The 21,438-nt window shown below is 43.9% G+C and carries 20 protein-coding genes; 7 read left to right on the top strand and 13 right to left on the bottom strand.

Annotated elements, in window-relative coordinates:
• Positions 1-244: 244 nt before the first annotated feature.
• The 5 genes from QMY49_RS21420 to pstS all read right to left on the bottom strand — a co-directional run bounded on the left by QMY49_RS21420 (position 245) and on the right by pstS (position 4,815).
• Entirely contained in the window at positions 245-970 is a 726-nt protein-coding gene (locus tag QMY49_RS21420; protein WP_017189572.1) for an SDR family NAD(P)-dependent oxidoreductase, read from the bottom strand.
• Positions 971-1,109: 139 nt separating this feature from the next.
• Positions 1,110-1,967, bottom strand: a complete 858-nt coding sequence (gene pstB, locus QMY49_RS21415) for a phosphate ABC transporter ATP-binding protein PstB (RefSeq protein WP_026000267.1) — start codon at positions 1,965-1,967, stop codon at positions 1,110-1,112.
• Positions 1,964-2,800 carry a phosphate ABC transporter permease PstA gene (pstA, locus tag QMY49_RS21410; RefSeq protein WP_283316692.1) on the bottom strand — a complete coding sequence of 279 codons (837 nt, stop codon included), beginning with the start codon at positions 2,798-2,800 and terminating at the stop codon, positions 1,964-1,966. The genes pstB and pstA overlap by 4 nt, the downstream gene beginning before the upstream one ends.
• Positions 2,797-3,726 (bottom strand): phosphate ABC transporter permease subunit PstC, encoded by a 930-nt coding sequence (pstC, locus tag QMY49_RS21405; protein ID WP_009697019.1) that lies wholly within the window; start codon positions 3,724-3,726, stop codon positions 2,797-2,799. Before pstC ends, pstA begins: the two co-directional genes overlap by 4 nt.
• 54 nt (positions 3,727-3,780) lie before the next feature.
• Entirely contained in the window at positions 3,781-4,815 is a 1,035-nt protein-coding gene (pstS, locus tag QMY49_RS21400) for a phosphate ABC transporter substrate-binding protein PstS (protein ID WP_283316772.1), read from the bottom strand.
• A gap of 378 nt (positions 4,816-5,193) precedes the next feature.
• On the opposite strand from pstS, the gene QMY49_RS21395 reads away from it, so the two are divergent.
• Both QMY49_RS21395 and QMY49_RS21390 read left to right on the top strand, forming a co-directional pair.
• Positions 5,194-6,588: a sensor histidine kinase gene (locus QMY49_RS21395; protein WP_047514082.1), complete on the top strand. Its 1,395-nt coding sequence runs from the start codon at positions 5,194-5,196 to the stop codon at positions 6,586-6,588.
• A complete protein-coding gene (locus QMY49_RS21390; protein ID WP_005452815.1) occupies positions 6,585-7,214 on the top strand; it encodes a response regulator in 630 nt (209 codons plus the stop codon). The genes QMY49_RS21395 and QMY49_RS21390 overlap by 4 nt, the downstream gene beginning before the upstream one ends.
• A 117-nt stretch (positions 7,215-7,331) precedes the next feature.
• On the opposite strand, the gene QMY49_RS21385 is transcribed toward QMY49_RS21390, so the two are convergent.
• The 8 genes from QMY49_RS21385 to QMY49_RS21350 all read right to left on the bottom strand — a co-directional run bounded on the left by QMY49_RS21385 (position 7,332) and on the right by QMY49_RS21350 (position 15,800).
• Positions 7,332-7,889 carry a sugar O-acetyltransferase gene (locus tag QMY49_RS21385; protein ID WP_005452817.1) on the bottom strand — a complete coding sequence of 186 codons (558 nt, stop codon included), beginning with the start codon at positions 7,887-7,889 and terminating at the stop codon, positions 7,332-7,334.
• A gap of 121 nt (positions 7,890-8,010) precedes the next feature.
• The gene (locus QMY49_RS21380; RefSeq protein ID WP_283316685.1) at positions 8,011-9,351 is read right to left on the bottom strand and encodes an HlyD family type I secretion periplasmic adaptor subunit; all 1,341 of its coding nucleotides are present in this window, start codon (positions 9,349-9,351) and stop codon (positions 8,011-8,013) included.
• Positions 9,326-11,044, bottom strand: a complete 1,719-nt coding sequence (locus QMY49_RS21375; protein ID WP_005452821.1) for a type I secretion system permease/ATPase — start codon at positions 11,042-11,044, stop codon at positions 9,326-9,328. Before QMY49_RS21375 ends, QMY49_RS21380 begins: the two co-directional genes overlap by 26 nt.
• Positions 11,045-11,103: 59 nt before the next feature.
• Complete coding sequence (locus QMY49_RS21370; RefSeq protein WP_005452823.1) at positions 11,104-11,685, bottom strand: calcium-binding protein; 582 nt, start codon at positions 11,683-11,685, stop codon at positions 11,104-11,106.
• Between the two features lie 206 nt (positions 11,686-11,891).
• Positions 11,892-12,548 (bottom strand): LuxR C-terminal-related transcriptional regulator, encoded by a 657-nt coding sequence (locus QMY49_RS21365; protein WP_017189577.1) that lies wholly within the window; start codon positions 12,546-12,548, stop codon positions 11,892-11,894.
• Positions 12,549-12,778: 230 nt separating this feature from the next.
• The gene (locus QMY49_RS21360; RefSeq protein ID WP_283316678.1) at positions 12,779-13,447 is read right to left on the bottom strand and encodes a LuxR C-terminal-related transcriptional regulator; all 669 of its coding nucleotides are present in this window, start codon (positions 13,445-13,447) and stop codon (positions 12,779-12,781) included.
• Positions 13,448-13,624: 177 nt separating this feature from the next.
• Positions 13,625-13,825, bottom strand: a complete 201-nt coding sequence (locus QMY49_RS21355) for a restriction endonuclease subunit S domain-containing protein (RefSeq protein ID WP_005452830.1) — start codon at positions 13,823-13,825, stop codon at positions 13,625-13,627.
• A 58-nt stretch (positions 13,826-13,883) separates the two neighbouring features.
• A complete protein-coding gene (locus QMY49_RS21350) occupies positions 13,884-15,800 on the bottom strand; it encodes a methyl-accepting chemotaxis protein (RefSeq protein ID WP_005452832.1) in 1,917 nt (638 codons plus the stop codon).
• A gap of 317 nt (positions 15,801-16,117) precedes the next feature.
• Here QMY49_RS21350 and QMY49_RS21345 point away from each other — a divergent pair, with 317 nt between their 5' ends.
• Genes QMY49_RS21345 through QMY49_RS21325 form a run of 5 tightly spaced genes read left to right on the top strand, consistent with a single transcriptional unit; the run spans position 16,118 to position 21,438 of the window.
• Positions 16,118-17,074, top strand: a complete 957-nt coding sequence (locus QMY49_RS21345; protein ID WP_005452840.1) for an AAA family ATPase — start codon at positions 16,118-16,120, stop codon at positions 17,072-17,074.
• Positions 17,075-17,088: 14 nt separating this feature from the next.
• The gene (locus QMY49_RS21340; protein WP_005452842.1) at positions 17,089-18,015 is read left to right on the top strand and encodes a DUF58 domain-containing protein; all 927 of its coding nucleotides are present in this window, start codon (positions 17,089-17,091) and stop codon (positions 18,013-18,015) included.
• Between the two features lie 40 nt (positions 18,016-18,055).
• Positions 18,056-18,532 carry a DUF4381 domain-containing protein gene (locus QMY49_RS21335; protein WP_005452844.1) on the top strand — a complete coding sequence of 159 codons (477 nt, stop codon included), beginning with the start codon at positions 18,056-18,058 and terminating at the stop codon, positions 18,530-18,532.
• Positions 18,525-19,529, top strand: coding sequence for a vWA domain-containing protein (locus tag QMY49_RS21330; RefSeq protein ID WP_017818514.1), 1,005 nt, complete (start codon positions 18,525-18,527; stop codon positions 19,527-19,529). The genes QMY49_RS21335 and QMY49_RS21330 overlap by 8 nt, the downstream gene beginning before the upstream one ends.
• Entirely contained in the window at positions 19,522-21,438 is a 1,917-nt protein-coding gene (locus QMY49_RS21325) for a vWA domain-containing protein (RefSeq protein ID WP_283316672.1), read from the top strand. Before QMY49_RS21330 ends, QMY49_RS21325 begins: the two co-directional genes overlap by 8 nt.

The following is a 21,438-nucleotide window of genomic DNA, read 5'->3' as shown; positions in this document are numbered from 1 at the left end:
ATATGAGTCCTAACCCGAAGCATGAAAAATAGATATCGTCGCCACTGGTTTTAGAGTGTATCGAAGCAGAGGAATTATCATTCGGCATCTTTTGCGCAAAGAGTTTTTTAAATGCCTATTTCAAACGGTGAAAATGAATGTACTCAAAAAACAGGGAGGAGAATAAAGAGGAGAGTAAACGACTACCGATAAAATAATAAGAAGTACTCTACTGAAGAGCACTTCTGTACCCAAGAAAGTAAGCTTAATCAATCAAACTGTCTTGATAGATCATTTTCTTACTCATTCCACCATCGACAACCAAGTTGTGTCCATTAATAAAGTCATTCTCTGGATGAGTTAAGAACAAACACGCATTTACAATATCTTTTGCCTTACCTACTCGACCCGATGGATGCTGCTGATGGTCAAAGCTATCTAAATCTTCATACCCTTCAACTTGTATCCAACCAGGGCTTACAGCATTAACGGTAATGGGAGTATCAGACAGAGAAATCGCCATGGATTGAGTCATCGAAACTAAGCCTCCTTTAGATGCACCATACGCATCCCAACCAGCTTCATTTTGATTCCAACGTGTCGAGGCAATGTTGACAATTCTTCCAAAAGATTGAGCACGGTTTAATGCAATAAATCGACGTGAACACGCAAACGCCCCTTTGAGATTGACATCAATGACTCGAGAGAATTCTTCAAAAGTCAGTTGTTCAACGGGTTTGTTAAAGTTCGCGATTGCACCGTTGTTGATCAGAATATCAACCTTACCGTGTGCACGCTGGATCTCATCAAAAGCGAGCTCAATCTGCGTAGGCTGCCCTAGATCGACGTGATAAAACTCGACGCTCGGATTTTGGTTTACGGCAATATCAAACACAATGACCTTCGCTTGTTGGTCTAAATAAGCCTGCGCGAGATACTTACCAATACCTTGGCTGCCGCCTGTAATAACCACCACTTTGTTTTTGTACATACTGCGTTCTTAATTGTTTGAAATGACATTGTTTGAGATGACCTTAATTCTAGAGTGTCAGGGCATAAAAAAATAGGCACGATCCTCGCGAAACCGTGCCTAAGACGAGCTGACTAATCAGCGCTATTGTTGTTATTCGTTATCCAAAGTCCCCTGAGATATAACGTTTAGTACGGTCGTTGTCTGGGTGATGGAAAATGTTTTCAGTCTTACCAAATTCTTCGAGCTTTCCTAGATACATAAAACCCGTGTAATCGGAGATGCGCATTGCTTGCTGCATGTTGTGCGTTACGATAACGATGGTGTACTTCTCACGCAGCTCTGTTATCAGAGTTTCAATGGCGGCGGTGGCAATAGGATCCAGCGCGGAAGTCGGCTCATCCATTAAAATAACCTCTGGCTCTAGCGCAATCGTTCGAGCAATACATAAGCGCTGCTGCTGACCACCTGATAAACCATTCGCATCTGCATCTAGCTTATCTTTCACCTCTTCCCACAAGTGCGCACGCTTTAGTGCAGACTCGACACGCTCTCTAACTTCGGCTTTGCTAAATGCACCTTGTATCTTCAATCCAAATGCCATGTTTTCGTATATCGACATGGGAAATGGCGTTGGTTTTTGGAAAACCATGCCCACTTTGGAACGCAGTTCATTGACGTCCGTATTGCTAAAGATGCTCTCACCATCAAGTAAGATTTCGCCTTCAGCGTACTGATGCCCATACAAGTCATATATACGATTTAACGTACGAAGCAGTGTAGACTTACCGCAGCCCGATGGACCAATCAGTGCCGTCACTCGGTTTTTATAGATTGGCATTGATACGGATTTCAACGCTGCATCAGAGCCTTTGTTGTAGTAAAAATTTAAGTTTTGAATGTCCATACGATGAGTCAAACTTGCTGAGACATCGTTGGCGCTAACACTGTGTACCAAAGTATTCATAGTGGATTCATTCATGCTTGCTCTAACTGGATTTAATGTTGCCGTGTTCATGCTCTTCTCGCTTTTAATAATTGCGGCAACGACGTCGCCAGTACGTTAACAATCAAAATAAAACTGGTGATAATCAATGCGCCAGCCCATGCCAGCTCTTGCCAGGAGCTGTAAGGGCTCATAGCAAATTGGTATATCGTCACTGGTAAGTTTGCCATCGGTTTGCTCATGTCGGTCGTCATAAAGCTACTGTTTAACGCAGTAAACAAAAGCGGTGCCGTCTCCCCAGAAATACGAGCGATGGATAAAAGAATGGCAGTGATAATCCCCGGAGCTGCGGCGCGGTAACTAAGTTGGGTGATCACTCGCCATTTAGGCGCCCCTACACCGCTTCCCGCTTCTTTCAACTTTGGCGGGACCAAACGTAGCATCTCTTCCGTTGAAGCAACGATCACTGGTAGTGCGAGAACGGCTAATGCGATGGCACCTGCCCATCCAGAATAACCGCCTGTCGGTACCACAATCATGGCGTAGACAAACAACCCGACCAAGATAGAGGGAGCACTCATTAACATACCGTTAAGAAAGCGCAGCGATTCGGCCACTGTGTTTTCTTTATCGGCTTCTGCCAACCACGTGCCCGCAAGAACCCCAATCGGTGCAGCAATCAGAATGCCCAAGCCAGTCAGCATTAAGCTCCCCACAATGGCATTTTTTAAGCCACCTTCACTGCCCGGACCAGGCGTTAACTCGGTGAAGATAGCGAAGCTCAAGCCCTTTATTCCTTCACCAATCAAGGTGTATAAGATGCTCGCGAGAACGAAGACACCGAACGCTGCCGACAAAGTGCAAAATGTTAGAAAGCTAAAGTTCTTTAATTTTCTGCTATTCATGATGACTTCCTTAACAAACGACGAGCAAAACCCATCACAAAGAAAGTGATAAGAAACAACACCACTCCCAGACCAATTAACGATGCGATATGGATTGGATCTGTTGCCTCGTTAAATTGCTGAGCAATCGTCGAAGAAATGGAGCTTGCTGGCATAAAGAATGAAAATTCAATACGGCTCGCACCACCAATAACAAAGGCGACAGCCATGGTTTCACCGAGAGCGCGACCGAGACCTAAAATGCCAGCACTCACTGTTGCATTCTTAACTTTAGGGATAAGCACCTTGGTGATGACTTCAAATGGTGTCGCTCCCGTTCCATATGCTGCTTCACGGAGGACATCCGGAATGGATTTCAATGCGTCACGCGTTAAAGAAGTCATGATAGGCAGAATCATAAATGACAAGATGATCCCCGCCGCCAATAAGCCTATCCCAATCGGCGGACCATTAAACCAACCACCTACCAAAGGGATATCGACCAAATGCACACCGGCCCACATTTGGAAACCTTCAGAAAACCAAGGAACGAAGACAAACAGTCCCCACATGCCGTAGATGATACTTGGTACAGCAGCAAGCAGTTCAATGGCTTTACTTACTGGTTGACTCAACCATTTAGGAGCTAACTCAGCAAGGAATACAGCCGTACCTAACGCAATCGGTGCAGCAATAACAATAGCGATGAAAGAAGTAACCAGCGTGCCATAAATTGCTGAGGCAGCGCCAAATTGACCGTTAATGGGATCCCAAATATCTCTAAAAATGAAGCCTGGACCAAATTCCTTAAAGGCTGGCCAACCACCTTCAATAAGAGATAATAAAATACCAATTAAAGTTACAAAAATTAATAAAGCACTAGCAAAACTCAGCTTATTAAAAACCGAATCGCCGTTCACTTTACTTTTAATAGCTAAAGTAGTCATAATATTTTATATAGTAGCCTGATAAATATATTACTTATCAGGCTACTTGATTAATTATTGAATAATCGTGTGACCGTTAGATTTCAAACCCTCTTTCCAAGTCTCATTAACCATGTTAACGACTTTATTTGGCATTGGGATGTAATCCAACTCTTCTGCAAGTTGACCTTGCTTATAGCTCCATTCAAAGAATTTCACGATTTCTTTCGCTTTGTTCGCATCCGCCTGCTCTTTATGCATAAGAATAAACGTCGCTGCTGTCATTGGCCATGAGTTTGCACCCGGCTGATCGTTTAACAATAAGTGATAACCCGGAGCATTATCCCAATCAGCATTGGCAGCTGCAGATTGGAAAGTGTCCATGCCTGGGTTTAGAAACTTGCCATCTTTAGATTGCATTTGTGTATAGGCGAGATCATTTTGCTTAGCAAACGCATACTCTACATACCCAATGGCTCCTCGGGTACGGTTAACAAAGTTTGCTACACCGGCATTGCCATTCCCGCCAATGGTTGTTGCTTTTTTCGGCCATGTAATGTCTTTGCCAACACCAATAGACTTATGCCATTCGGGGCTTACACGGTCGAGGTAGTCCGTAAAATTGTAGGTGGTGCCAGAACCATCTGAACGGTGGACAACATAGATAGGTTGATTAGGTAGGTCGACACCTTTATTGAGTGCGACAATCGCAGGATCATTCCAGTTTTTGATGTTACCAAGAAAAATATCTGCGAGAACTTTACCTGTTAGTTTCACCTCTCCAGCATCAATACCAGGAATGTTCACCACAGGAACAATTGCCCCCATCACCATTGGAAACTGAATCATGCCCCCTTTGTTCAGCTCCTCGATAGTCAGTGGCGCGTCAGTCGCACCAAAGTCCACTGTGTTTGCTGTAATCTGGCGAATACCACCACCAGAACCAATAGCTTGGTAGTTAATCTGAACACCCGTTTCCTTCTGGTATTGCTCAGCCCATTTCGCATAAATTGGATGAGGGAATGTCGCACCAGCGCCGTTGATCGTTGTTTTAGCAGCAACGCCAAATGATGCTGCAACCAGAACTGAAGACACTAGAGCTGATTTCATAAATTTCACAATATATCTCCGATATAATTTAGTGAGAAATTTGGGCTAATTAAAAACCAATATTTAATTAGCCCTGTTAGTTTTAGTGTTCAAGTAAAACTAGGTATTGAAATAAATAAACAGTCAATCGGTACTAATCAATCGACGCGTTGAGATTAAAAATTTAATATGACAGTTTTATTAAAGAAATAAGTTAAACAGCTCAGTGTGAATAACAATTATCTCCCGCAAATAATTTATGATAAGAAAAATTCACAAACATCATATGAAATCTATATAGATAAGGACGTTTCTAAGGAAATATGTATGCAATGCAAAATAATAAGATTGCAAATTTTAAATATTGATGAAGGGTAAGGAGTCCTTTAGACTCAAATGATGGATATGTTACTCATCTTCAAAATTTACCTCTTCTATGGCTTAGCTTTCTTCGCCATCTTTTTTGCGATTCTGTTTCGAGATCTACGCAAAAGTCGCATTGCTATTGCTTCTGCTCTGCCCATTCTGGCTTTATTTGGTTTCATCCACGGCTTCCATGAATGGTCCGAACTTTACTTGGTGATGTATGAACACGAATTTACCCTGACTAAAGGCATAGAGACTTTCAAAGTATTTAAGCTCTTGTTCTCATTCATTGCTCTCGGGGCTTTCGCTTGGAAGATGCTAGATCTGACCAGCTGGAAGAAGGTCAAGTACATCAAATACGCCGCGATTGCGGTTCTGGCTCTATTTATCGTTAGCTTGGTTTACCGCTTCGGCAACAAAGAATACGCCATTTATGTCCATAACACCGCTAACCAAGTACGCTGGATTTTTGGTTTAGGCTCTGGAGTCATCTCTGGCCTAGCCATGATGAGCTACGCCAATATTCTTGAAAAAGAAGGTCATGGCGCTTCACTGCCTTTTAAGCTGACGGGGCTTTCTCTCGTTGCTTATGGCATTGCCGCAGGCGCGCTGACGGTCGATTTAGGACTTTGGGTGCTGATCGTTAGAATGGTGTGTGCGCTCTCTATCTTGTGCACTCTTTGGATTGCCCTCAGAGTATTTGACGATGAAAAGAACAAGCAGCTTGAAAGTCATATCCAACTCTCTCAACAAGACGCTAAATTAAAAGAACTTGGTGAACTGACCTCAGCGGTTGCACATGAGATTAAAACACCACTCTCCAGCGCAACCATGAGCTGCGATTTATTGGAAAAACAGCTGCCGGATAACGAAGCAACTCATCGACAACTGGCTAGAATTCGGCAGGGTCTTGAGCGCGCAGCAGAGATCAGCCACGAAGTACTTAACTACGCTCACCATAAGCCAATACGACGTGAGGTGGTTTCGCTCAAAGAGGTTGTGGAACATGCTTTGTCTCTCAATCAATACCGCCTAGAAGGCTTTATTGTCAGTACATCACTAGACGATAAATTGAGTGTGCGAGGCGATGCGGGCCAGTTAGAAGAAGTGGTAACAAACCTCATCGGCAACGCTATCGATGCAAGCCAAGAACATAAACAGATTTATATCGAAACTTATCAAGACAAACTCGTAGCAACACTCTCAATTTCGGATTGGGGAACAGGGATGCCACAAGACAAAATAGCCAAAGCAAAGACGCCGTTCTACACCACAAAACCTCGGGGAGAAGGTACGGGAATGGGACTGGCTATCAGTAATCAAATTATCTTACAACACGGTGGCGAGCTAAACTTGAGGAACTCGAAGAAGAGTGATCAGGTAACAGGCTTAACAGTTGAAATCCGCTTACCAAGGAACATTGAATGACATTAAAACTCTTACTTGCAGAAGACGATGTAGAATTAAGAGAGGTCCTCGTTGAGGCATTAACCTTGGAATCGTTTGAAGTCATCGCATGTGATAATGCAGAGGATGCGTTAGATATTGCTAGCGAGCAACATTTTGACTTAGCGCTATTCGACGTGGTGATGACTGGGATGACAGGTATTGAAGCTCTCTCCACTTTAAGACGTCAACATCCCAACATTGGTATTATCATCACAACGGCATTTGCTACTGTTGACGTTGCTGTCGACGCCATGAAAAAAGGGGCAGATGAGTTTCTCACTAAGCCTTTTAACCTCGCTGCACTATCGGTCACCTTAAAGCGCGTCCATGCTGAACGCTCACCAAAATCCCCTCTTGATGAACGAAAGCATGACCAAATCTTTAGTGCGTTATCCAACCCAATTCGCCGCTCGGTAATCAAGCAACTTAAAATCCATCGTAAAATGAAGTTTATGGATCTATGTCGAGTGGTGGGTATTGAGGATCACACCAAGTTTAATTTCCACTTAAAACAGTTGGTCAATAGTGGTTTGGTGATCAAGGAAGACGGTCGTATTTATTCACTGACCGAACAAGGTCAACAAGTACATTCCAGTATGCTTTAGACCTCGAGTGTCTATTTGAACACAGAATGAGAACCCCAAAAAAGCCGACTCTGAGTCGGCTTTTTGTTTATTTGTACTTTTTGTCTATTTGCGCTTTTTAGTTTATTTACTTCGCCTTTACTGCTCAATAGAACGAATTACTTTGCATGGGTTACCAGCGGCTACAACATTCGCTGGGACATCCTTTGTCACGACACTACCCGCCCCAATAACAGAATTCTCACCGATAGTGACACCAGGGCAAACAATCACACCGCCCCCCAGCCATACATTGTCACCAATCGTAATTGGCGTGCCAAATTCAACGCCTTCTTCCACGCGTCCTCTGACATCGAGAGGGTGACCCGCAGTGTAAATTTGCACGTTAGGAGCAAACAAAACATTGTCCCCAATGTGGACTTCCGCGACATCTAACACCACGCAATTGAAGTTGGCATAGAAGTTTTTACCCACTTTAATGTTTGAGCCGTAGTCGCACCGAAATGGCGGTTCAAGGTACGCCCCTTCAGAATCAGGGATCAATTCATCAATCGCATTTCGCCATTCATCCGTATCAGGAATGCTGTTGTTAATCTTTTGCAGAACCTTTCGGCATTCAATTCGCGCTTGGTAGAGCTCTTGGTCCCAAGCATCGTATGGCTCGCCTGCCAGCATTTTTTCTTTTTCTGTTCTCATCGTTCATCTCACCAAAATAAAAGCGCATCAAAGCACATCACAACGTCGCAAAATGTGACTGGCGTAGTGGATTATTTATTTGTGTAAACACTGTGATGAGATTTCAAACAGAAGCTATCCATCAGTCTTCTCGGAATGCGCGATTCATACTCTCCGTTAATGGTTTAACCAAATAACTTAGGGGTGTTCTCGGTTCAGACAGAATCAACACTTCTGCATTCATACCAGATGTCAGCCTATGCTTCGCAACATCGTCTTGAGACAGCGCAATACGAGCGAGATAAAAGTCATCTTGATTCTGCTCAGATAATTTATCAGCAGAGACGGTTAATACTGTGCCATCTAGTGGTGCAAGTGTTCTTGCATTTAAAGCCGTTAAACGCACTTGAGCATGTTGCCCTGGACTGATCAAATCAATATCTTGAGGGCTTACTCGAGCTTCCACCAACAACTTATCGTCTTGAGGAACCAATTCCAATAAGGTTTCACCAGAGCCGATAACACCTTGCTCGGTAAATACTTGCATGTTGACCACTCTGCCAGAGATTGGCGCAACAATGGCAGTACGCGCAACGACGTCTTTCGCCGAACGGTACTCCTCACGAATTGAAACGATCTCTTTCTTAGTGTTACGCAACTCTTCTACGATTTCATTGAGCCGTTCAAGTTTTAGCTCTTCAACTTTAGCTTGGTTCTCATCCAAACGCTTGCTGACGGTGAGAGACTGGCGATCAAGCTGACTTAAGGTGCTTCGTACTTCTGCAGCAAGGCGCTTTAGCTGTAATAAAGCTGACTTACCTGAAAACCCTTTCTGTACCAAAGCTTGATTGCTCGCAATTTCCTCTTCGATAAATTTGAGGCGCTCCCTCTCAATTACTTTGGTTTCCTTAAGGTTATCCAATTCCAAACTCGCGCCGGAAACACTCTGCGCAATGATGTTTAACTTGCTGTTAAAAAAGCGTTTTCTTGCCTCAAAAATCTTGTTTTGAACAGACTTTGCTTCGGCAACAATCTCACTGTTCACGAACATTGTTAGATCTTGCGACCAAACAATCTCTGGAAGCTCATCCAACTCTGCATTGAGACGATTTTCTTTTGCGATAGTGTGGATGTACTGACCGCCAACAGAGTCCAGCTTAGCGTTAGCTTGACGCTGCGAGAGCTGAATAAGTAATTGCCCTTTTTCAACCAAGTCGCCTTCTTGAACGTAGAGCTTTTCAATAATGCCCCCCTCTAGATGTTGGATCTCTTGTCGTTTGCTCAATACAGAAAGATCACCATAAGCGATAGCTGCACTCTCAAGCTTAGACGTCGCCGCCCAATAACCAAGCCCACCTAAAAATAGCGATAATGTAAGTACGCCAAGCAAAATGGGACCTTTTAAACGAAGCTCCGAAGATGGCACAAAGCGCACCACCTTTTCAGCAGCTAATTCGTTAACGGTTGGCAGTTGATTGCTCATTTCGCACCCTCGGTATATCTGTTCTCTCTTCACCCATTAAACGCTTAAGAACTTCATCTCTCGCTCCATACAGCTTCACGCGCCCCTCAGCCAAGTAGAGCAATCGGTCCATTTGCCTTAACGTGCTTGGGTTATGGGCAATCACAATCACGGTAGAACCTTGGGATTTAAGGTGAGCAATCAAGCGTTGGTACGCCGCTTCCCCCTCTCCGTCTAAGTTTGCGTTTGCTTCATCAAATACAACGACCGAAGGATCACCATAAACGGCTCTGGCTAAAGCAATTCGTTGGCGTTCTCCACCCGATAAACCTCGTCCGTTTTCACCGACCATGAAATCATAGCCTTTGTTTTTCTTTAGTATGAGCTCATGACAACCAGCTAGCTGAGCGGCTTGAATCACTTTAGCGGGGTCTTCGTCTTTGAAACGCGCAATATTTTCCCGAATAGTCCCAGGAAACAATTCCACTTCTTGTGCTAAGTAACCGAAATGTGCTCCCCGATCTTCAGAAGCCCATGTAGAGACTTCCATGCCATCTAACGTCACTTTGCCCGCAAGAGGCTTGATATTACCAAGGAGCAATCTAGCAAAGGTCGATTTACCAGTGCCTGAAGGACCAATTACGCCAACAGACACACCGGGAGGGATAGACAGCGTAATGGCAGACAAAACTGGCTCCGTTGCACCAGGGTGGCGGTAGGCTAAGCCTGTCAATTCGAAGTGCCCCTTAGGTCGAGGCAAAGGCATATCAGACTCATCGTGTTTGACAATCTTGTCTATTTCAAACAGACGGCTGTAAGCGTTTTTTGCCGACATTGCACTGCGCCAAGTGCCGATCGCTTGCTCCATCGGTGATAGTGCTCGACTCATTAAAATTGAGCTCGCAATCATCGCGCCTGCAGTGATCTCATGCTGGATTACCAACCATGCGCCACCACCTAACAAACAAATTTGTAATGAGCCTCGAACAAACTTGGAGAAATTAGCAAGGTAGATCGATTTACCCGCCACACGCTGCTCCAACTGGTTGGATTCATTCACTCTAGAATACCAACGCTCTAAAAAGGCGTTCATCATGCCCATCGCAATGATTGAGTTTGAGTTTTGAGTCGCGACTTCTGCTTGATTGATATGGGAAATCGAACGAACTTCACTCTCTTGTAAGGTTTTGCGTGTCACAAGCTCATTAATTAACCCCAAACTAAACAGCACAATAGAGCCACCTAGGGCTATGTGACCCAACATAGGGTGCAGCAGATAAACGAATAAAATGAAAACGGGGGTCCAAGGAGCATCAAGTAAAGGGTATGGCGCTTGGCTACTTAAAAAGCTTTTGATGTTTTGAATGTCTCTCAGCACTTGAGAGGTGTAGCTTTTACCCGTGTGGGCTTGGTATTGAATACTGCGTTTAAGCATAAATACCGACAGTTTTGAATCTATCCAATAACCGAAGGATTTACTCATTTGAGCGCGAGCAATATCGATAAACGACATGGTTAGTAGCGCTGCAAGTACGATAACCGTTAATAAGAAAAGCGTATCAATGGAATAGGAAGAGATTACACGATTGTACACCTGCAACATGTACAAAGGGATTGAAAGTACTAATAAATTTATAAATAAACTAAAGCCAATCAGCAAACCTGTGAGCGTGCACAGTTTCTGTTTAACTTCTTTGAAAACCGTATTTTGCACGATTACATCCACATATGTTGATACGTGGGCGCTAGTAATCTAGCGCCCAATAGAATGACTTAGATAATGAATAAGTCGCTTCCGTATGACTCGATATCTTCTTGCGTGACGCCAATTAGTTTCACAGTTAAGTCTGCACCGTCCGTGAACACTGCGCTGCCGTTCGCATCGTAAGTAAACGTCAGGTCTTCATATGATGTTACTGAATCACTGACGATATGAAGTGAATCTTCACCAATAGTGAAATCAACGACCTTCGCCTCACCATGACCACCAAACTTATCTGTGAAGATAAACTTATCTGCGCCAGTACCACCGATCAGCACATTGTCACCTGAACCAGATAGAAGCGTATCGTCACCGACACCACCGTTAAGCTTGTTGTCACCTAATAGCCCTAGCAATTTGTCATTACCTGTACCTCCGCCCAAGTAATCATTGCCTTCACCAGCCTTCAAAATATCATCTCCGGCACCGCCAATAAGACGATCGTCTCCCGCGCCACCTACGACGTAGTCATTGCCGCCGCCCGCAACAAAGGAGTCATTGCCACCAAATCCAACAAAGATGTCGTTGCCGCCATCAAAGTCAGTTTTATGGTTGTCACCTGAATCACCGTTGTGCGTATGATTTATACTCATTATTGTTCCCTCTTGGCTTTATTTTTGAATAGACCTTTTCACGTCTGGACTACGACTCAATTTCAGACATAAAAAGTCTAATAAATAACCTCAAAGGAGCGAGTTTGAATATGGGATGAGATTTAAAGCTGACTCAATTATCAAAAAAATATTAACTCATACTTTCTTCAATATTCTTTATCCAATACAAAGAGTTACTAGTAGTACTAAAGATTTCTTTTTGCCCAACTTGTTGCTTGGGTTCGATTCTTTACTTCAATTTTTCTAAAAATGTTATAAAGATGAGATTTAATTGTATGTTCACTGATAAATAAAGAATCGGCAATTTCCATATTTGAGCCACCTTCTTTCAAAATCTGTAGCACTTGTATTTCTCGTCGGGTTAACTCCACTTCTATAGCTGGCTCAATAATTCGATTCACTTCCTTATCTTTGTAATAAGTAAGTAACTGTTCTAACAGTCGACGTGATAACCAGTTTTCGCCTTTTATAATTGCCTCTAAGCCCTGACATAACTTGTTCATAGAATCATTGGGACCAAAAATCCCTTTCACGAAAGGCCACGCAGCCAACTCTTCTATTTGAAGCTCATGCCCAAGGTTAAGCATTATTGTTCCTAGTACTTTTTCATTATTTTTTAAATAATCTAAAGTTTCAGAAGGAGTATCTATAGAAAAGTCAACAAGTAGAAAATACTTCTCTGGAATAAGTTCGTGGTAACTAGGATTCTTGTTATCAATAATCGTAATCTTGGTTTCGGTATTCTTAGAAAGCATCTCCTTGAAGTTTTCACTCTGTAAACTTTGCTGAGTGATCATTAGGATTTCAGGCTTATCCTTATTGTTTTCCATAATGTTTCTCATACTTTCACTAACGTATCATTCTAAATTTAATAATTATTAATCAGCACTTGGTCTCATATCTAAGTGCTAGTCGCTAGAGTATGTTTATTTCCTACTTTTTTGAATTGCAATTTCGTTAAAATCATAAACAAAAAAAGTGTTTCTCATAAAAGAAACACTTTTTACATATCAAATATCTATATAAGATCTGACTCGCAAACTAAGGCTAGAAAGGGGAATCCCTATAAGTTTTATACGGCAATCGATAAACCTGAAATGTTTTCTTTAGCCCAAATTAATGCTTGCACTCTGTTTTTTACATCAATCTTCTTGAAAATATTGTGGAGGTGAGTCTTAACAGTATTTTCGCTCACAAATAGTTGCTCTGCGATCTGTTGATTCGAAGCCCCCATAGAAAGGAAGGTGATGATTTGTTGCTCTCTTTTGGTCAAAATTGCGGACACGCTCTTATTAACTGGTCTGCTATGTCTGCGCAGATGGGTGATGTATTGCTGAGAAAACTTACGGCTAAACCACATGTCACCCTGTAATACTTTGCCAATTCCAGCCTGTAATGTGCTGATATCGTCCGATGTGTAGAAGATACCCGTGAGTGTCTGCCATACAAATAGCTCTTCCGTTGAAATCGATTTGTCACAATTTAACAGAACTTCAATGGCATCTTTTAGCTCTGCTTTTTTAAACTCCATGTAACGAGAGAAGACTTCATCAGTCATAACACTATAATCGAGTAATATAGCGGAGACTGCTTCCAATGGAATTGTGTGCTTGGTGAGCTTTTCAGGGGCTATCAGAAAGACATTAATACCGAGTTTGGTTTCAAGAACATCTCTCAACAATGAAGACTGCAAGCTATCCTCAGTAATTAAAATTACGTTCCTTATATCTTTGTGCTCCATCTCGTTTGCAGTCCTTAATCATTTTGATTGAAATAAGCAATAGATTTAGGTACAGCGGGAGTATTGTCAAGTATGAAAAAAAGTAGTAACAAGGATTAATCTGTTGATTAATAAATAGATTAATAGGGTGAGTTAAATGGCGGGTATTAAAAAAGGGAGTATAAAACTCCCTCTTTATTAGTGAACTGGCACTGAATTTTTCTGATTGAACTTACCAAAGTATTGCTCAAGAACCTCTGGTGTCAGCTTTCCTTCAGCTTCTAGCTTCTTCAGTTCCGCTACGATTTCTTGTTGTTCTTCAAGAGATGGTAGCTTCACTTCAGGCTCGTCACCGGCTTCTTGTGAGATCAGTTCTAGTTCTTTTTCGAAATCATTCATAGTACTTACCTAAATATCGAGTCGTTAAACTTGTAAACTAGGTCTATTCTATCCAACTCTAGAGCTTGAAGCTACCAACCATCTTATCCAAGCGAGATGACAGTTCTTGTAGATCTCGACTTGCGCCAGCCAACTCTTCTGCCGTCGCAGTGGTCATTTCATTGATAGCGTTAATTTCTTCAATGTTCTGGTTGATGGTATGTACAACGGTTGATTGCTCTTCTGTTGCCGTCGCGACTTGCGTATTTCGATCTGAAATATCGGCGATACGCTCAGAGATATTCATCAGAACATCCACGGCTTCATCTGTTGATGCCACACCTTCAAACGTTACCGCTTTACCCGCTTCCATTGCTGTCACAGCATCTTGAGCATCACTTTGAAGTTGGTTAATCATCTTCTGGATCTCTTCAGTAGAATCAGCAGTACGTGACGCAAGATTACGCACTTCATCCGCTACCACAGCAAAGCCTCGACCTTGCTCACCCGCACGCGCAGCTTCGATCGCAGCGTTAAGTGCAAGTAAGTTGGTTTGCTCAGAGATATCACGAATCACATCCAAAATTGAGCCAATGTCTTTGGTCGTTGTCGCAAGTTGAGTGACCACCATGCTTGTGGTTTCCACATCACCAGCAAGGCGACTGATCACTTCTTTTGCTTGCGTTACGACTTGACGGCCTGTTTGGGTGTTATCAGACGCTTGGTTTGCCGTATCTGCCGCTGTTGCCGCATTAGATGCGATCTCACTGATCGTCGCACCCATTTGGTTGATCGCTGTTACTACCTGAATAGTTTGGTCGCGTTGCTCTTGGCTATTATCGTGCGTAGATGTTGCCTTACTTGAAACACTGTCTGCTGCTTGGCTTAGCGCACCACTGGTTAGCGATACTTCTTTCATGGTAGCGTGGATCTTCTCAATAAAGCCGTTAAAGCCTTTTGATAGCTGAGCGATTTCGTCGTTACCTTTGATTTCAATACGCTGAGCAAGATCACCCTCACCTTCACCGAGGTCAGTGAAGCGGTCAGCGATTTGACGAATTGGGTTAGTAATGCTGTTGGCAAGTAGAACACCCATCGCAATGAAGATCAGCGCCACGATTGCTGTTGTGAACAACATTTTCTCTGCGGTTGCATCCAGATCAGCAAACACTTCATTCACAGGAACCACACCAACAACAAACCAGTCCATTGACGGCACGTATAGGCTCGACACAAACATGTCTTGCCCTTCGAACTCAGTCGTAACTAGATTAAAGTGACCTTTATTTAGCAATTGAGATGCTGCGCCGCCGAACAATTGATTAATAGATGTTTTGTTCTTACCTTGTTGGCGATGGATTTGGATGTCACCTTTACTATTTGTTAGGAACACATAACCCGTTTTCTCAATTTTAAATCCATTAAGTAGCGATACCATGTCATCCATCGACTTAGACAGACCAGACATCGAAATACCGTTTACGTCTTGGTAGTTGGCAAACATTTTCACGTCGCCATTCGCTTCTTGGAATACGCTAACTGACGTATCTTGACCAGAAGAAGTAAACCCAAAGAACCATGCGTCTTGTGAGTGGTTAAGTTGACGCAGGAAACCATTTTGGTTCCAGTAGTAAGCCGTTTGTCGGTTCGCAACGGAAGCGTCGTTCAACTGATATTGGGATTTAACATTGTTAAGCTGTTGAACAAGTTGTGCTTCTACTGATGGGTTACGGTCTGTCGTTGATAGGGCTTCAACGACAAATTCATTAGTAGCAAGTTGTTTTGCCGCTTGTTGCATCTGTACAACTTCGCGGTCAATTTCAGTATTAATTTGCTGCAACATAGCAGGCAGCTCAATGTCGATTAAGCGGTGACTTAGCACCTCACGTGCATGGCGCTGAGCCATCACACCGACAATAATTGTAGAAGCAAGAACGGCAAAAGTAATACCGATGACAACCTTCTGTTTGATACTCAGGGAGTTAAGTTTCAACATATCTGGACCTTTAAAAGAATCACTTATTATCTGCATTCTGAACAGAGTAAAACTAGGTGCATATAAGCTTGGTATGCACGGCATGAAATCTATATCGACCTCCCCCTACAAAACTAGAGAAAATTCTCACAAAATTATGCAAATGTGATGTAACAGACTGTCGAGTAAGGTAATTCACGCTTTTCAATGGCTTGCAATCACTTTACTCGCCCCAATATTGAAAAGATAAATTACGCGGACGTACTGGAACTTTTCCCCTTGAGAAAGTGACCAATACTCAAAACAAGAATCATATGGATACCCAGAGAGTCCAAAAAATGCACAAAACAAACTTCGAAACTCTTCAAAGCTACTTAGAGTCTCAGATCATTGGTCAGCATGATCTCGTTAAACAGCTTCTTATTGCTCTACTTGCCGATGGGCACATCTTGGTTGAAGGTCCTCCAGGATTGGCTAAGACTCGTGCGGTTAAGTCTCTGTCGGATTGTGTAGAAGGTGATTTCCACCGAATTCAGTTCACACCTGACTTACTGCCAGCAGACTTGACGGGCACCGATATCTTCCGTCCAGAAACAGGCGAGTTTACCTTCCAGTCTGGTCCAATTTTCAACTCATTGATCCTTGCCGATGAGATCAACCGTGCGCCGGCTAAAGTGCAAGCTGCGATGCTTGAAGCAATGGCTGAGAAGCAAGTGACAGCGGGAAGAAACACCTATGCCCTACCAGAGCTATTTTTGGTGATGGCGACACAAAACCCGATTGAACAAGAAGGTACTTACCCACTTCCAGAAGCGCAGCTCGACCGCTTCTTGTTGCACCTTGATGTAGATTACCCAGATGCAGAGCATGAACTGGCGATCTTGCGCATCAACCGTGGGGAGGCAAAAGGTGAAGCAACGGTTGAGCGTCCAAGCTTAAGTCAAGAAGACATCTTCACTGCGCGTAAAGAAGTACTCAATATCCATATGGCAGATGCGATTGAGCAATACATCGTTCGTCTTGTTATGGCAACTCGACAGCCAAGTGACTACGACTCAGAATTAGCGAAATGGTTGTCTATGGGGGTGAGCCCACGCGCGACAATCGCCCTTGACCGTTGTGCTCGCGCTCATGCATGGCTAGCAGGTCGTGACTTCGTCTCACCAGAAGATGTTCAAGCCATGGCCTACCCTGTGCTACGCCACCGTCTTCTACTTAGCTACCACGCTCAAGCAGAAGGCATTACAGCGAACCAGGTTATCGACAAACTTCTTAGCCTTGTAGGTAGCGCATAACGTAGGTAGGTGACATGTCTGCATCATATACATTGCCACCTCATGCGAATGGGGTGACATTGACCCTAGAAGAGCTGCTTCAATATCGCACTCAATCGGTTCGTTGGTTGCCACCAGCCCAGAGTATTTGGTCACAAATGAGCGGTAATCATACCAGCCGTCAAAAAGGTCGTGGTATGGACTTTATGGAAGTGCGCCAATACCAAGCGGGTGATGATATCCGCAGCATCGATTGGCGAGTTACTGCTCGAACGGGAAAAGCACACACCAAGTTGTTTGCTGAAGACAAGGAACAAGCGGTGATTTTGTACATCGACTTGAGTCCTAGTATGCACTTCGGATCGCAATACGTGTTGAAATCGGTTCAACTGGCGCACTTCGCTAGCGTCTTGATTTGGCTAACATTAGCCAAGAAAGACCGCATTGGTGCGGTGATTGATGATGGTTCCCAGTGCATTGAGTTCCGCCCTTCCTCTTTACAAAAGCAAGGGCTGAGAATTCTTGACGCGATAGTGAATACTCACAATCAATTACTTACAAATCAACAAGCTGCCAGCACACGCACGTTGCCATACATGAGTGCAATTGAAACGCTGCACAACCTCACTCCGAAAGGCAGTGAACTGATTCTGCTGAGTGATTTTGCTCAAGTTGAAGAGAAAGAGTTGGTTCAACTACGTCGGTTAAAACAACACAACAGTGTTCGTGCAGTGCAGTTTTATGATCCTCTAGAGCGAGGCGAAACTGACTTTAGAGGACAAGCAAAAGCGTCTGATGGACACCGTAGTCAATGGTTTAACTTCGGCTCAAAGGGACAACGTAAGGAATTAGAGTCTCACTTTGTCAAACATCAGCAAGCAATCAAACAACAATGTCATTCCATGGCAATTCCGTTTAATAGCCTATCGAGCGGGTTACCGCTGGTTCAGCAATTAAGCTAATAACAGCAACAACATACAAATCATTCAAGCAGTAGTAATAATGACAACGAATAACCAAAGCCTAAACCTTGAACCTTTGATCCTACCTAATGCACCTGATTGGTTCCCACTCGCTTGGGGATGGTGGGCTGTTTTGGGCGGTGTAATTCTTTCCATCTTAATTGTCGCATTGTACTTAAGGTGGCGTTCAAAGCGTCTTGTTGCAAAGAAGACCGCATTGAAACTGTTAACCAACCCAATAACACCACATACGCCTTCTTCTGCATTAGAGGTTCTTCGTCAAGCAGCTTTGAGTTACTTCCCTCGTGAAGACATCGCGCCATTAACAGGCTCTGCTTGGTACGAGTTTCTTGATAGTTACACCAAAGAAACTCGATTCGTCGACAAACAACAACAGTGGCAAGCGGCGCTGTATCAAAAATCTGGTCAAGAGCAACATCAGGATTTGATTGATGATTGCACTTTCTGGATTTCGACCGCATTGCCACCAAAGAAAAAGGCAAAAACTCGTGACTGAGGCAACTCTCGTTTCGAGCCTTTCTCAGTGGATGAACATTGAGTTTGTCTGGTGGTGGGCACTGCTATTACTGCCCCTACCTTGGCTAATTTTTAAGTTCTTCCCTGAAGAGACTCAGCAAGCTGAAATTAAACTGGCGTATTTGCCAGATAATCAGCACAACAGTAAACCAAAGCAACTGGTACAAAAAGCCCTGTCTGTTGGAGTATGGGCTCTATTGGTCATCGCCTGTGCTCGCCCCGTTTGGTATGGCGATCCGGTCGACTTCCAACCCAAGTACCGCGATATGATGTTAGTGGTCGACTTATCTGGCTCAATGCAGAAAGAAGACATGAACTACAATGGCGAATACATCGACCGCCTAACCGCAGTCAAAAAAGTCTTATCCGACTTCGTAGCAAAGCGCCAAGGTGATCGTTTAGGTGTGGTTTTATTCGGTGACCACGCTTATCTGCAAACGCCTTTGACCGCAGATCGCAAAACCGTGATGCAACAAATCAACCAAACCGTAATTGGTTTGGTGGGCAATAGCACCGCGATTGGTGATGGTATCGGTCTAGGAACAAAAACCTTTGTCGATAGTGATGCGCCACAACGTGTCATGATCTTGCTTAGTGACGGGAGCAACACATCGGGAGTTCTCGATCCTATCGAAGCGGCTAAGATTGCCAAAAAATACAATGCCACTATTTACACCGTTGGCGTAGGCGCTGGCGAAATGATGGTGAAAGACTTCTTCATGACGCGCAAAGTAAATACGGCTTCAGATCTTGATGAGCAGACACTTACAAAGATCGCAGAAATGACAGGTGGTCAGTACTTCCGAGCGCGTGATGCTAAAGAACTTGAAAAGATCTACGACACCATTAACCAACTAGAACCAGTCTCTAGTGAAACCCAAACCTGGCGTCCTCAGTCGGAATGGTTCCCTTATCCACTAGGCGCAGCACTTGCACTTTCCGTGTTCTTGTTTGTAGTAAGGAGAAAACATGGCTGAGTTTACTTTCTTACACCCATATTGGTTGCTAGGCTTGCTCGTCGTTCCTGTCGCGCTTGCCCTTAATAGTCAGTACAGAACGAAAAAGTCATCATTAATTGCTCCTCATTTAGCAAAGATGCTTGGTCATTCAGTCAAAACCAAACATTACTTTGCAGTATGGGGAGTGGCTTGGGCAGTAGCATGTATCGCCTTGGCAGGTCCTAGTTGGCAAACCAACACTCGCCCAAGCTTTGAGTTGAGCCAAAATCGAGTGCTAGTTCTGGACATGTCACGCTCTATGTACGCAACGGACGTGAAGCCAAATCGACTGTCACAAACGCGCTATAAGGCACTGGATTTACTGCCGAAATGGAAAGAAGGCTCCACAGGTTTGGTCGCCTACGCTGGTGACGCTTATACACTTAGTCCACTCACGACAGACTCCAGCACACTTGCAGGTATTATCGAAAACTTGTCTCCTGAGTTAATGCCCTACCAAGGCTCTAACTTACCATCAGCAATTGAAACAGCAGTGAACCAGTTCACTCAAGCAGGCGTGAGTCAAGGTGATATCGTTCTATTAGCGGACGACTTAGATGACACCGAGCTTTCTCGCTCATTGGCATTGCTTAACGGCAAAAACATCCGTGTGTCAGTACTCGCTATCGGCACAGCAACAGGTGCGCCTATTGCCTTGCCTGACGGTTCATTAATGAAGAACCGACAAGGTAATACTGTGGTAGCCAAAACAAACCTAAAAAACTTGCAAAAGCTAGCAAAGGAAACCGGCGGACTGTTTGTGCCAATTCAGCACAATAACCGTGATGTTGAGAACATCGCAGCCTTTACCAACAACGCTAGCCACAGCCTAGGTGCGAAACAAAGTGACGATGTCAAAACCGATTCTCGCTTGAATGGTGGTTTCTGGTTGCTACCTTTGTTGCTTTTTCCTGCCGCTCTGCTCTTTCGACGCGGCATGATTTGGGTACTCATCGCAACAGTATTGCCAATGACTTGGATGCCGAAAGCAGAAGCTAATACCTTCCTAAACCAAAATCAGAAAGGTGAGCAACTCTACCAGCAAGGTGAGTTTGAGAAAGCGCAAAATACCTTTACCGATCCAAATTGGAAAGGCGCGGCAAGTTATCAAGCGGGCGACTATGAAAGCGCTATTGAAGCATTCTCAAATAACCCAAGTTTGAATGGGCGTTATAACCTTGCGAACGCACTTGCCCAAAACGGGCAATTGGAAGATGCAGAAAAACTCTACGAACAGTTAATCAAAGAAAAACCTGACTTTGATGCTGCGAAAAAGAACCTGTCGGTTGTAGAGGAGAAACTGAAACAGCAACAGCAACAGCAACAGCAACAGCAACAGCAACAGCAACAGCAACAGCAACAGCAACAGCAACAGCAACAGCAACAGCAACAGCAACAGCAACAGCAACAGCAACAGCAACAGCAACAGCAACAGCAACAGCAACAGCAACAGCAACAGCAACAGCAACAGCAACAGCAACAGCAACAGCAACAGCAACAGCAACAGCAACAGCAACAGCAACAGCAACAGCAACAGCAACAGCAACAGCAACAGCAACAGCAACAGCAACAGCAACAAAAGTCTCAAAATGAGGCTAAGAAAGAGCAAGGACAACAGTCACAAAATCAGCAAGAATCTGAAAATAAAAAAGAAAAGCAGAAAGCCGAGCAGCAACGCGCTAAACAAGGAAAAGAGAAACTGGATGAGCAGAAAGGTCAGCCAATGCAGGCTCAAGCTCAACCAGAGAAAACACATCAGGATGACCCTGAGTTCCGACGCTTAGAAGCGGTGGAAAGTGCTCGTGACCCAAGCTTCCTGATTCGTGCTCAAATGCAGTTGCAAGCTCAACAAAAACAACCTCCACAACAATCAAATAAGGAGTGGTAA

The sequence above is a fragment of the Vibrio harveyi genome (genome assembly GCF_030060435.1).
Lineage (GTDB): Bacteria > Pseudomonadota > Gammaproteobacteria > Enterobacterales > Vibrionaceae > Vibrio > Vibrio harveyi.
The sequence above is the reverse complement of the archived record's forward strand: the minus strand, read 5'-3'. Positions and strand labels throughout refer to the sequence as shown.